This window comes from Natrinema caseinilyticum (genome assembly GCF_024227435.1).
In the GTDB taxonomy this organism is placed as follows: Archaea; Halobacteriota; Halobacteria; order Halobacteriales; family Natrialbaceae; genus Natrinema; species Natrinema caseinilyticum.
Genome location: NZ_CP100445.1, coordinates 750,854 through 763,164, shown reverse-complemented (window position 1 = coordinate 763,164; position 12,311 = coordinate 750,854). Strand labels below are relative to the sequence as shown.

Here is a 12,311-nt window from a genome sequence, read left to right as displayed (position 1 = left end):
GTCCGAACCCCCACACGAATGGTCGACCATATCGTGATCCCCGTCGACGGAAGCGAAGAATCCAAGCGGGCCGCAACACGGGGCCTCGAGCTAGCGACCGTCGTCGACGCGACTGTCGACGTGGTACACGTCGTCGAGCAGAAATCGATCCGACTCGCTACGTCGGCCGACGAACAGAAACGACTCCGCGAGCGAGGCGAGTCTGTTCTCGAGGAGATAGCGGAGATCGCGGCGGACCTCGGGCAGCCGGTGCGGACCGAACTGACGGACGGCAAGCCCGGCGAGCAGATTTGCGAGTATGCTGCCCGACGGGACGCGACGATGATCGTCATCGGGAGACAGGGGCTAACGGGGCTCGGAAAGCGACTCCTCGGTGGTGTTACCGAGTACGTGCTTCACCGGAGTGAGATCCCGGTTCTGGTCGTGCCCCACGGCGACGGAGCGACGACGAAGGCGACGGACTACTCCCGCCTCCTCGTTCCGACGGACGGCAGTGAGAACGCCGAGGCCGCAACCAACCCGGCCGTGACGATCGCTCAGTACTGCGGGGGCGCCGTTCACGCGCTGAACGTCGTCGACATACAGAACGCGGGCGGGATGTTCAGCGCGGGCGGCCTCGAAACGGAATTTATCGAGCGCCTCGAAGCGGAGGGACGGGACGCCGTCGATGCGGTCGCGAGTGAGATCGCCGAGACGGCACCGGACGTGAACGTCGAGACCGACGTCGTTCGGACGACGGCACTCGACGGTGCTGCCGCGGGAATCAGCGAGTACGTCGCCGATCACGGCATCGATCTGGTCGTCATGGGTTCTCACGGCCGATCGAACCTCGAGCGCCGCGTTCTCGGCAGCGTGACCTCGACGCTGTTGCGGACGATCGACGTTCCGATACTGGTCGTGGCACGGCCGGGGTAACGGCTCGTTCGACGCTCCGGTGGTCGGGTGCGTCTCGCAGTGGCCCGTTCGGGACTGTTGGGACCCGGCGAGTCCACCGATCGCCCGGGTAACACGGGATTGTGCCGGTCAACAGGAGGATACCGAACGCACCGATGCGTTGAAACCGTTCCGTCCCTTGTAATACGACACGATGATGCTTCCGACTCACGCGTTCACCGGGTTGTTGCTCGCACTTCCGTACGCGCTCGCGATGCCGGAGTACGCCGGCGTGGCACTCGGAGCGGGATTCCTGGGGGGCGTGTTCCCCGACCTCGATATGTACGTCGGCCATCGGAAGACGCTTCACTATCCCGTCTACTTCTCCGCGTTCGTGCTCGCGGCCGTGCCGATAGCCGTGTTCGTGCCGTCGATTCTGACGGCCGCCGCGGCGTTTTTCCTCCTCGGTGCGGCCGTCCACAGCGTCACGGATATCTTCGGCGGCGGTCTCGAATTGCGCCCGTGGGAAGCGACTTCCGACCGCGCCGTGTACGACCACTACCGCGACCGGTGGATCGCTCCCTACAGATGGGTTCGCTACGACGGGGCACCCGAAGACCTCTTGCTCTCGGTTGCGCTCGCGGTCCCGTTGTTGTTCGCTCTCGAGGGCGTTCTCCGATGGGTCGTCGTGACGTCGCTGGCCGTCGCGGTCGTGTACACGGCGGTCCGTCGCCTCCTCCCTGCCATCGCGGAACTACTCTTCGAAGACCAGCTGGTCTCGAGCCTGCCGACCCGCGTCCTGGCGTACGTCCCGACGCGATATCTGGACGAGTGAGGGCCCGGTTCCGATCGGTGGAATCGGTCCAACAATACTATAGTAGCTTCGGGACAGTGATTCGAGGCAACGAATGGGGTTTATTTCCGGCCTTCCGTCGCTCGGCGTGGTGATATTTCAGGGCTGTATTCTCGTTATCCTCCTCGTCGCGATGCGCCGCCGGGACGTCGCCGCGGCCGTGAACGCGCTCGTGTCCTTCGTCGCCGTTTTCCTGCCGCTGTTCGTCGAGTTGCTCGCTCGAGAGGGTGGATCGACGACCGTCGATTTCGGCCCGGCACTTCCGCTGTGGATCGCCGTCGCGGGATTGCTGCATTCGATCGGCATGCTGGGGCCGTACGACTCCGTTCGGTGGTGGGATACGCTTACGCACACGGTGTCGGCGATGCTCGTTGCGGCGCTGGTCTACGCCGGTCTCGTGGTCGTCGCCGGAGAGACGGCCACCGGTGGTCAGTGGACCAGTGGTGTCGCTGCGATGACGGTCCTGTTCATGATCGCCGTCGGCGTTTTCTGGGAACTGATCGAACTCGTCGCCCGCGAAGTCGGCGAGCGGTACGACGTCGAACCCGTCCTCGTCTACTACGGGTGGCGTGACACCGCATCGGACCTCGTCTTCGACGTGGTCGGGACCCTGATCGTCGTCGTCTTCGACCTGCGGCTCTTCGTCCCGGTCGCGGCTGCATATCCCAGTTCGACGAGACGACTGTTGGTGGGAAGCGCCGCGGCGATCCTCGGGGGATCACTGATCATGGCACTGATCGTATATTTCGGCCGAACCCGGTGATCGAATCCGAAATCGCGGCGCGAACGGAACCCGGGTGAGCCTACTTGGTACTTCGCCCCGTTTCCTTCCCTATGGAACACGCCGACTACGTCTACACGACGGGAATGGACGAAGCTGATCTCGAGGAGCGCCTGCGGACGGGCGATCACGGCGTCCTCGCGCTGGCAGACGACGACGACGCGTACGCGGTCCCGCTGAGCTACCACTACGACGGCGACCGGCTCCTGTTGCGGGTGAGCTATCACGACGATGCGACGAAGCGACAGTACCTGAAAACGACCGACACCGCCACGTTCGTCTGTCACGGCGGGGCGACCGACGGATCGTGGAGCGTCCACATTCGCGGCCCGGTCACCAGGTCAGACCGCGACGTCGACGAGGCGACGCTCAACGAGTGGTTCCCGCCGTTTCACCTATTCGACGAAGCGGTCGAAGACGTCGAGTTCGACCTCTACGAACTCGAGATGGCGTCCGTCGCCGGTCGAGAGACGGTCGACTAGCCGTGTTGCTGTTACCGTGAGTGGGTTCCGCCGTGAAATGGCTGCTCGGGCGTGAGAGAATCGCCGGATTGGACTCCGAGAATCGGGTTCCCCCGGTGGTCGCGTCGATGCGCCGGCTGGCGGCCACGTTCTCACCCGCTCGAGGCGCCGGTCACGGATCGGCGCCCGTGGTGTGGACGACCATTCGCTGACCGGTTCGGTTCCCGTGGCTTTCGGCGACGATGTACCGAACTTCGACTACGAGCGGACCCGACACGTGTGCCGAGATGTTCTCGTATATTCGATCCCCGAGCGCCGGTTGCGGTCCGGGATCACGCCCGGTGACCGTGACGACGATGCGGTCGACCGATCGGATCGGATAGTCGTCGTTGAGGACCACTTCGACAGAATCCTCTCCCGCGTGATATCCCGAGCCGTCGACGGCGGTCAGGACCTCTTCCTCGGCGGTCGATTTCAGTTGCGTCGTGCGGATCTCGAGCAGCGTGATGCCGGCGAGGGGTGCGGCGAGCACGAGCAGTGCAACCCCGAACACAGCCGCGTACGTGATCGTCGGCCTGCGCGTGGGGGACACCTCGAACAGCCCCTGGGGTCGATAGCCCGCGATCCACAGCGTGACCAGCGCTGCGGCGTTGATCGACAGGACGTTGACGACGACGAGGATGAACGCACCGATCGCGGCGCCGTCCATCCCCCACGCGACCGTAATTCCGACGGCGCTCGCGGGCGGGATGAGCGCGGCTGCGATCATCACGCCGACGATCGCCTCCGAGAACCCCCTCGTGAGGCTCAGGATTCCGGCGACACCGGCGCCCAGCGCGACGGCCAGCGAGAGGAGGTTCGGAGAGACTCGCTCTTCCAGTTCGGCGACGATCACGATGTCGACCCCCGCCGGCTCGAGACCGGCGAGCCGTGCGAGCAACGCGAGGACGGTCGAGGCCCCGATGACGATGACGATGCCGACGAGTTGGTAGCGAAATCCGGTCGTTCGAAGGTGGTCGTCGGCGGTGACGATACCGACGTTGGCGGCGAGCGCGGGACCGACCAGCGGTGCGATGACCATCGATCCGACGACGATCGCGGGCGAGTCCGACAGCAGGCCCGCCGTAGCGACGACGGCGCTGATCACCAACATGGCGACGTACGTCGAGAACGCGGGTGTGAGTTCGTCGGCTTTCGTCCGCAGGACCTGGCGCGAGGTGCGTTCGCCCGTCCCGCCGTGGCTGTAGCGCTCCAGCAGATCGTCGAAATCCCGCGAGATGACCGCCTCCGCGTCGATAACGACGACGCGCGCGCCGTCGATCTCGGCCTCCGCCAGTCGATCGAGTACCGGCTCGACGGCCCGCGTCGGGAGCGGGAATCGGATGACCGCGGTGTATCCCCTCTCGCTCGTTTCGTCGCTGACGACGTAGTCGACCCCCTCAGCTTCGAGGATTTCGATGACGGCCTGTCGACGCCCCTTCGGGACCGTAATTTCGAGATAGCGCATGCGGTTCCCTGACGACGATCGGACCGATAATACTGGGCCGTCTTCCGAAACCGACCGGTCAGATCGCGTGACGTTCACTCTCGACGAACGGTCGGGAAAGCCGGTTGCTTTCATTCTGTGGGAACACGCTGTGTGGCTTTATCCACCGACGTCGATTCGGACAGTACCGAAGATCATGTGCGAGTGCCAGATCCTCCATTCGGACGGAGCCGTCCGATGTACGTGTGAGGTCGACGAGATCCTGTCGCTGCTCGCTGACTCCCGTCGTCGATCGGTGATCGAAGTTCTGGAATCGGCATCCGGAAACTGGATGGATCGTGAGACGCTGCTCGATTCGTTACCGACGACCGAGGACGACTGGGCACTGGAACTCGCTCACGTCCACTTGCCGTTGCTCGAGGATCGCGGACTCGTCGAGTACGACGCCCGCACCGAGACGATCCGATATTACGAGTGTGAACTCGTATCGAACGTTCTGGGGTCGATCGAACGGGCGACGTGAATCGGCCGGTCGACGAGCGACCCGGCCCGGTCGAACGCCCCGCTGACGGATCTACGATGCCGAGTTCGTGTCGTCGTAGAAGTCTCCGTGCGGGTCGATCGCCTCGAGTTTGGGCGGATGACGATGTCGAACGATGAAGACGTCGTAGGCCTCGTCGGCGGCGACGTGGACACCCACGCTCGTCAGCGGGGTCACGACGCGACCGACGTTGTCGCTCCCGAGGAAGACGACGCTCGGGTCGTGTTCGAGAACCAGCCGTTCGATGTGATCTGCAAGCTGGGATTCCGGCGGGAACTCCCGGATCCGTTCGTATTCGAACGTCGCATCGGGAGCGATCGATCGAACCTGGTCCCGAAGCCGGTCGAGTACGGCCGGGATATCGTACTCCTCGTCCTCGCCGATCCAGCCCTTCTCCCTCGCGTATCGCGTTCGTTCGGGGATCACCGAGACGACAGTCACGTCCTCCTCGAGTGCGTTTCCGTATTCGATCGCCCTGACCAGGGCGGCTTCTGCCAGTTCTGATCCATCAAACGGAACGACGAACGTCATGCGTGTCGGTTCTCGCTCTCGATCAATAACTTCGAGGGGCGACGGCGGTCGCGTTCGCTTCCCCGAGGGCGTCACAGACACGGCCACGCGCGAGGACGCCGGATACGTCGACCGTGACCACGATCTCCCAGATCCCGTACGAAGGGCGTCGCGTGACGAGTTCTCCGACGTCGTAGTTCTCGAGGCGCTGGCGCTGTTCGAACACCTCGAGTTCGACTTCCGGGACGATTCCGACTGCGAAGTCACGCCTCCAGCTAACGCGCCTCAGGCCGTGATTACTGGACGGTCGACGTACCTGACGACTCGTTCGGCGGTGCTCCCGATTTCGCCACCGGAGGTGAGACCGCGATTGCCGATGACCACCAAGTCGGCATCGATCTCGTTCGCGTATTCACCGATCTGGCGAGAGGGCTGTCCGCTTCGAACCTGGGTCGTCACGTCGGTGTCCGCCCGGGACGCGATGTCCGCCAGAATCCCCTGTCCCTGCTCTTTCAGCTGCTCGGCGACCGCGTCCGCGTCCGCCATCATCGAACTCCCGTACCGGCGCGTGTCGACGACGTACAGGGCGTGGAGGTCCGCGTCGAACGTCGACGCGAGGTCCAGTGCCTGATCGGTGGCCCGAGTCGCGGGATCGCTTCCGTCCGTCGCGACGAGGATCGTATCGTACATAGACGGGGACATCCACCACAGGGCGAGACATATAAGTTACAGGTTGGTCGAAAACCGATCGCCGCCGGTCGAAGATATCGACGATGCGAACCCCCGATCGGCGAGGCACCGGTTCGAGGCCGTCCGATACGTTCCGGTCGACCGGTCAGTCGTCGGCTTCCATCTCCACGACGGGCCCCGACTGCGTCTCAGCTATTTCCCGTTCCTCGAGCCACGTCTCCGCGTCGAGCGCGGCCATGCTTCCGGTTCCTGCGGCTGTGATGGCCTGTCTGTACTCGGGGTCCATCACGTCGCCGGCACCGAAGACGCCGTCGACCGCGGTTTCGGTCGTCCGGCCGTCGAGCGTTTCCACGTGTCCGGCGTCGTCGAGTTCGACGGCGGTGTCCACGAGGAAGTCCGTGTTCGGGACGTGGCCGACGCCGTAGAAGATGCCGCCGACGTCGACCGTCTCGTACTCGACGTCCGCGCCCGCGTCGACTTTCTCTTTCGGCCGGCCCTCGGGGTGTCGGACGAGCGTCGCCCCCGTGACGCCGTCGGCTTGCGAGCCGTGAATCTCGAGCAGTTCGGTGTTCCAGCGGAACGAAATTTTCTCGTGATCGCGGGCTCTGCGGGCCATGATGTCGGAGGCGCGCAGTTCGTCGCGCCGGTGAACGATCGTCACGCTGTCGGCGAATTTGGCGAGGAAGAGCGCTTCCTCCATCGCGCTGTCGCCGCCGCCGACCACGAGGACGTCGTCGCCGCGGTGGAACGCGCCGTCGCAGGTGGCACACGTCGAGAGGCCGTACCCCATCAGTTCGTCCTCGTTTTCGGCCCCGACCCAGCGGGCGCTCGCGCCGGTCGCGACGATCAGCGCGCCCGTTCGAAGCGTGTCGCCGCTCGCGAGGTCGAGTTCGAACGGGCGCTCGTCGAGGCTCGCGCGCTCGACGCTGCCGTGACTGAACTCGGCACCGAAGTGCCGGGCCTGGTCTTTCCCGCGCTGGATCAGTTCCATGCCGCCGACCCCCTCGGGGAAGCCGAGGAAGTTCTCCACGTCGGTCGTCAGCGTGAGCTGGCCGCCGGGTTCCGGACCCTCGAGGACCAGCGGCTCGAGGTCGGCTCGTGCGGCGTAGACTGCGGCCGAGAGGCCCGCAACGCCGGAGCCGACGATAACGACGTCTCTGACGGACGTGGATCGGTCCGATTGCTCACTCATTCGTTCGCGTATCCCTCGATCATCGTTCGCAGACGGTCCGCCGGGAGGACCCCGGTGTGTTGTTCGACCTGCTCGCCGCCCGCGAAGAACGCGAGCGTCGGAACCCCGCGGACGCCGTAGGTCCCTGCGAGCTGCTGGTTTTGGTCGACGTCTACCTTGGCGATCACCGCGTCCGTCTCGGCCGCCAGCCGCTCGAGGACGGGCTCGATCATCTTGCAGGGGCCACACCAGTCGGCGTAGAAGTCCGCGAGGACGACGTCGTGCTCGTCGACGACGTCGTCGAGGTGGCTCGCACCATCGATATAGACCGGTTCGTCGGTCGATCGTCCGGAGTCGCTGTCGGATGCATCAGTTGCCATCACTCCCACGTACGAACCAAGAGTGTTTAAAGGTTTTGTGTTCACAATACAATACTCGATCCGCCACAGACCTCGAAACCAGTTGCGTTACGCTGGCAAATCGACGCCACATGGGAAACGTACTCCGGCTGTGGACGGACGCCGTCAGCACTTGTAGTGCGACAATTGCACAATATGGCTTCGAGTCGAGATTCATTCGGGATCCGCTGTTGTCGTGCCACACGGCGTCAGTAGAAAACGAGACCACCGGTTGCGACCGTCGGTGTCCGCCCGGGCCGCGTCCGCCGTTGGACGCTCAGTAGGGCGGTCGTTGTTTCCGGATGATCCCCGCCAGTTCCTGGTGTTCGTCCGCGAGCAGTTCGTTCAGGTCGTCGATCGTGATGATTCCGGCGAGTTCGCCGTCAGAACCGGTGACGGGGAGTCTTCTGACCCCGTGTTCGCTCATCAACTCCGTCGCCTGGTAGAAGCCGGCGTCGTGTTCGATCGTACACAGATCTTCCGTCATCACGTCTCCCGCGACGACGTCGTCGGGATCGGTTCGCTCAGCGAGCACGTGTTTCATCAGGTCCCGATCGGTGACGATGCCAACAGGCATCCCGTCATCGGTGATGACGACGCTGCCGACGGATTCGTCGTCCATCGTCGACGCGAGTTCGTGAATCGGTTCGTCGGTCGTGGCCGAAATCACGTCACTTCGGGCGAGGTTTTCGACTGGCATGTTGTCCCCTCGTACCTCCCACGACGAGCGGCATAGTTGCTGGCCAGTATCGGGTTGACAATTCATCTGACCCGATGGTCACTCGAACGAAACTGTCGCGTGCGAAGGAGCGTTCCCGGGTGCCTCGATACGCTCGACGCGCTCTACGGGCCCCTCGAATTGCGGTCTCGAGAACGTACCGTCTCTCCCGGATATCCGAACAGTTTGCTTCCCGACGGCTTTCGCCGTCGTCGATGTGACGCTCGTTTCTCGAGGACGATTGGACCGACTGAAACAACGCCGGGGGGAAAGTTCAATAGCACTGTCTGTATTCTTCGAATGAATTTACTTCCGTCTGAATCTTCGAACGGAATATTAATGTTAACTCGGGAGAATTTTTAACCGATGTTAGGAATACTCTCCGACCCGAACGAGTTTTTCCGTCGACGTGTCAGTAAGCCAGGGATCCTCGTCCCGCTTCTTATCGTCATCCTAACTGCCGTCGTTGCAGGAGTTGGTGCGATACCGGGGGCCGAACTGACGGCCCAATTCGTGTCCGATTCCGCCCAGGCGCAAGGCGGAGAAATTAACGAGTCAACTGCCGAAACGGTCGGTGCGGTCTCGGCGTTCTTCGGAATCGCCGCCGCGTTCGGTATCGTATTGATCGCGTGGATTCTGTACAGCGTCGTATTTTATCTCATCGCGCGCTTCGCTTTCGATGGAACCGGCTCACTCAAGCACACCGTCTCGTTCACCGGGTGGGGATTCGTTCCGCTGCTCGTCGAGAAGATCGTCGGGGCGGTTGCCGCATACTACGTGTTCTCTGGAGCGTCACTTCCCGAATCGTCGCAAGCCGCACAGGACTCCTTCCAGGAGTTGCAAAACGATCCGGTCTTCCTCGTCTCCGGTATCCTGGGACTGGCCCTGTTACTGTGGAGTAGTGCCATCTGGACGGCTGCGATGGAACAGCTACACGACCTCTCTCGCCGTGACGCGATGCTCACTGTGGGTATCACGGTGGCCATCCCGTTCCTCAGCCGGGTTGTCGGGCTTCTCTGAGGTCCCGCGAACAGGCCATCACAGCTCACCATCTCACGGCCGCCTCCGCACTGTATTGCGGAGATTTGTTCTATTTTATCCCTCGATGGTGGCCGCCCCGTCGTCGGCCTGTTCGTATTTGTCCTCGAACTCCTGGATGAGCTGCCCCATTTTCGCGTACCAGTCGTTCAACATCCGCTGCATGTCGCTTGCGATCTGGGACGGATCGGTCGGCCGGTAGACGTGGTAGTAGCCGCCCTGATCGTAGTTGATCTGTTCTTTCTGGATGAAACCGCTCTGAAGCAGGCGCTGGATCGACCGGTAGGCGGTCGACCGCTCACGGTCGACCTTCTCGGCAACCTCGTCGATCGTCAACGGCTGGTCACTTCGGACCATCACCCTGAAACACTCCTTGTCGAGTTGTTTGAGGCCGTGGACACACTCCAGCAACCCTTCGCAGACCATATCCTGCTGCAGTTGTTCCGCCATTGAATTTGCCATGTTTCTAGCTCGAGAGAGGATCCGAATCGATAAAAGGGTTTTGTGAGTATTGTGCAATTTCGACGGCCGACTCGATAGATCGGACGACGGGTCGGTCAGCGTTTCGGGACGTGTGATCTCCGTGTCCGTCCCATCGACGTCGGACGCGGCCGTGACGGAGACGAGCGGCGCCGAAAGCGGACGCGACGTGTCCCTGTCCGCTGTCTCCGCTCGCTTCGCGAGCACGCCTCGAGTACGGGGAGGGACGGCGCCGACCGATCCACCACAGGGTAGCATCGCGACGGAAAATCGGCGTCTCCCGCGCTGGCGATTTCGGCCGCGTTCGAACTGCTACGTGCGCCTGACGCCGTCGTGAAGCGGCGGTGAGAGGACCGCGGTTTCGCCCCCGGATTCTCCGTGATCAGGCGGACCCGAACCGATCGACCAGTGTCGACGACGCAGTCGATTCACACGACGTCGGGCCACCGCCAGGCAGAGCCGAGGTGCCGACCGAACCGACGCGTCGACTGGCGGCGAAGAAGCGTCGAACGTCGTGGCTGCGGCCGGAACTCTCGGATGCGGCGGCAAGAAATCACGACTGTCGTTGCCGTCGGCGAGGATCGGAGGCCACTCGAACGTCCCTCACGGGAACCGTCCGATATTGGGGCGGGGAAACAATAGTATGGGTCGGGAACGAACGACGAGTATGAACGCGGTGTGTGCGACAGATCTGTCGGCGGCCAGTGAAGCGACGATCGAGAGTGAGACCTGTCTCGAGTGTCTGGATCGGATCGGTATCGAGGAGATCGATCTCGTGACGGTGATTCCGTCCAACGTCCACGCCGGGATGCCCGGCATCGACTTCGATGGAAGACGTGAGCGGTCCATCGATCGCTATCGTCGCGTCATCAAAGCGGCCGGCTTCGACGTCGAGACACACGTCGTCCGAGGAACCCCATACAGGCGTATCAACGGGATCGCCGAAGCGATCGGCGCGAGTCTGACCGTCGTCGGCTCCCGAGGGACGAGCCCGCTCGAGAACCGGATCATCGGATCGACCGCGCGCAACGTCGCACGAACGACGGTGACACCGCTTCTCGTCAATCGGATCGAACGCGGCGCCGAGGAACCCGATGTGGTCAGAGAACACCTGTTTCGACGGATATTGTACGCGACCGACTTCTCCACGAACGCGGAGCGCGCGTTCGACGCGTTTTCGTACCTGCACCACGCGACACGGGAGGTCACGCTGGTCCACGTCCAGACGCCACCGGATCCGTCTACCGCCGACGAGCGCGATCCCACCGAGCGGCTCGCGGAGTCAGCGGACCGCCTCGAGGAGCGGGGAATCGAGACCCGTATCGACGTTCGCGCGGGGGATCCGGCCGACGAGATCCTCGCCGCGGAGGCCAACTCCGACCCGACGACGATCCTCCTCGGGTCGCGGGGCCACAGCAGGCTCCGTCGACTGTTACTCGGCAGCGTTTCGGAGGACGTCGTCGCCCGCGCGAGCGGGAACGTCATGCTCGTCCCGCCGTCACGGGTGGCCTGAGGGTTCGAGTGGCGTTCTCGCATTCGCGCCCCGCCCCGAATCGCCGGCGTGGTCCGTCGTCGGTGGCGGACGAAACGGTCGCTCGCTGATTCTCGTCGCGAACCTATAGTCGGCGTCGAAACGATTTACCCCCGTTGGCCGGACGGCGGCCAACGAGTTCTCGCCGGCCGCGAATTCGCGAGCGGGGAGTGCGACGACTTTCAACGACTACTATAGCGGTCGGCGTTCACCCGGGCAGAAACAGGTTGAGGACTGCGACGACGACGCCCGCAAGCCCCATGCGGATACCGGCGACGATCCAGTTTTGCTTCGAGATCGATCCGAGATACGCGCCGAAGGTGAACAGCACGGTCACGCCGATACCGACCGCGACCACGGTCGCCTCGAGCAACGAGAAGAGGACGTCGTGTGCGAGAAACGGCAACAACGGCAATATAATCCCGATGAGCGGTCCGATTCCGCTCGCGACTGCGTTCACTTTTCGGGCGCCTTCCCGTCGCTGTTGCAGCGACGTGTCCTGCAGGTCGGTCAGCATGGCACGCTCGATCCGCAACAACTCCGCCTGTTTCTCGGCCCGTTCGATCTCCCAGACGCTCCAGACACCCGACGTCCCGAGACCGACGGCCGCCCCCAGCCCGATGGTGAACACCGTGAATCCGTCGGTGACACCGGACAGGTACGCCCCGACGACGATCCCGATGCTCGTCAGCGTGCCGTCGAACCCGTTCGAGATGAAATACCGTCGCGAGATCGATCTGACGTCCTCGTCCGCTATGAGTGTCCGAAGGGAGGTCACGT

16 protein-coding genes are annotated in these 12,311 nt (G+C 63.4%); 7 read left to right on the top strand and 9 right to left on the bottom strand.

Features of this window, described 5'->3' with window-relative positions:
* Positions 1-18 precede the first annotated feature (18 nt).
* From NJT13_RS03720 to NJT13_RS03705, 4 genes are all read left to right on the top strand, one after another.
* Positions 19-915, top strand: a complete 897-nt coding sequence (locus NJT13_RS03720; RefSeq protein WP_254524142.1) for a universal stress protein — start codon at positions 19-21, stop codon at positions 913-915.
* Positions 916-1,087: 172 nt separating this feature from the next.
* Complete coding sequence (locus NJT13_RS03715; RefSeq protein ID WP_254524141.1) at positions 1,088-1,708, top strand: metal-dependent hydrolase; 621 nt, start codon at positions 1,088-1,090, stop codon at positions 1,706-1,708.
* 73 nt (positions 1,709-1,781) lie between these two features.
* Positions 1,782-2,489, top strand: a complete 708-nt coding sequence (locus NJT13_RS03710; protein WP_254524140.1) for a DUF2238 domain-containing protein — start codon at positions 1,782-1,784, stop codon at positions 2,487-2,489.
* Between the two features lie 71 nt (positions 2,490-2,560).
* Entirely contained in the window at positions 2,561-2,989 is a 429-nt protein-coding gene (locus tag NJT13_RS03705) for a pyridoxamine 5'-phosphate oxidase family protein (protein ID WP_254524139.1), read from the top strand.
* Between the two features lie 151 nt (positions 2,990-3,140).
* On the opposite strand, the gene NJT13_RS03700 is transcribed toward NJT13_RS03705, so the two are convergent.
* On the bottom strand, positions 3,141-4,475 hold the full coding sequence (locus NJT13_RS03700) for a TIGR00341 family protein (protein WP_254524138.1): 1,335 nt from the start codon (positions 4,473-4,475) through the stop codon (positions 3,141-3,143).
* Between the two features lie 175 nt (positions 4,476-4,650).
* Between NJT13_RS03700 and NJT13_RS03695 the strand changes: the two genes are divergently transcribed.
* Entirely contained in the window at positions 4,651-4,977 is a 327-nt protein-coding gene (locus tag NJT13_RS03695; protein ID WP_254524137.1) for a DUF7344 domain-containing protein, read from the top strand.
* A 51-nt stretch (positions 4,978-5,028) separates the two neighbouring features.
* Here NJT13_RS03695 and NJT13_RS03690 read toward each other — a convergent pair whose 3' ends face one another.
* The 6 genes from NJT13_RS03690 to NJT13_RS03665 form a co-directional block, all read right to left on the bottom strand.
* Entirely contained in the window at positions 5,029-5,526 is a 498-nt protein-coding gene (locus tag NJT13_RS03690; protein WP_254524136.1) for a universal stress protein, read from the bottom strand.
* Positions 5,527-5,548: 22 nt separating this feature from the next.
* Positions 5,549-5,731, bottom strand: a complete 183-nt coding sequence (locus tag NJT13_RS03685) for a hypothetical protein (RefSeq protein WP_254524135.1) — start codon at positions 5,729-5,731, stop codon at positions 5,549-5,551.
* Positions 5,732-5,790: 59 nt separating this feature from the next.
* Positions 5,791-6,195: a universal stress protein gene (locus tag NJT13_RS03680; RefSeq protein ID WP_254524134.1), complete on the bottom strand. Its 405-nt coding sequence runs from the start codon at positions 6,193-6,195 to the stop codon at positions 5,791-5,793.
* 145 nt (positions 6,196-6,340) lie between these two features.
* Positions 6,341-7,387 (bottom strand): NAD(P)/FAD-dependent oxidoreductase, encoded by a 1,047-nt coding sequence (locus tag NJT13_RS03675; protein WP_254524133.1) that lies wholly within the window; start codon positions 7,385-7,387, stop codon positions 6,341-6,343.
* Entirely contained in the window at positions 7,384-7,746 is a 363-nt protein-coding gene (trxA, locus tag NJT13_RS03670) for a thioredoxin (RefSeq protein ID WP_254524132.1), read from the bottom strand. Before trxA ends, NJT13_RS03675 begins: the two co-directional genes overlap by 4 nt.
* A gap of 295 nt (positions 7,747-8,041) precedes the next feature.
* Positions 8,042-8,464 (bottom strand): CBS domain-containing protein, encoded by a 423-nt coding sequence (locus NJT13_RS03665; RefSeq protein ID WP_254524131.1) that lies wholly within the window; start codon positions 8,462-8,464, stop codon positions 8,042-8,044.
* A gap of 384 nt (positions 8,465-8,848) precedes the next feature.
* Between NJT13_RS03665 and NJT13_RS03660 the strand changes: the two genes are divergently transcribed.
* Positions 8,849-9,502, top strand: a complete 654-nt coding sequence (locus NJT13_RS03660) for a YIP1 family protein (RefSeq protein ID WP_254524130.1) — start codon at positions 8,849-8,851, stop codon at positions 9,500-9,502.
* 75 nt (positions 9,503-9,577) lie between these two features.
* Here NJT13_RS03660 and NJT13_RS03655 read toward each other — a convergent pair whose 3' ends face one another.
* Positions 9,578-9,982, bottom strand: coding sequence for a helix-turn-helix domain-containing protein (locus NJT13_RS03655; RefSeq protein ID WP_254524129.1), 405 nt, complete (start codon positions 9,980-9,982; stop codon positions 9,578-9,580).
* Between the two features lie 685 nt (positions 9,983-10,667).
* Here NJT13_RS03655 and NJT13_RS03650 point away from each other — a divergent pair.
* Complete coding sequence (locus NJT13_RS03650; RefSeq protein ID WP_254524128.1) at positions 10,668-11,513, top strand: universal stress protein; 846 nt, start codon at positions 10,668-10,670, stop codon at positions 11,511-11,513.
* Positions 11,514-11,739: 226 nt separating this feature from the next.
* Here NJT13_RS03650 and NJT13_RS03645 read toward each other — a convergent pair whose 3' ends face one another.
* Entirely contained in the window at positions 11,740-12,309 is a 570-nt protein-coding gene (locus tag NJT13_RS03645) for a VIT1/CCC1 transporter family protein (RefSeq protein WP_254524127.1), read from the bottom strand.
* Between the last annotated feature and the right edge of the window lie 2 nt (positions 12,310-12,311).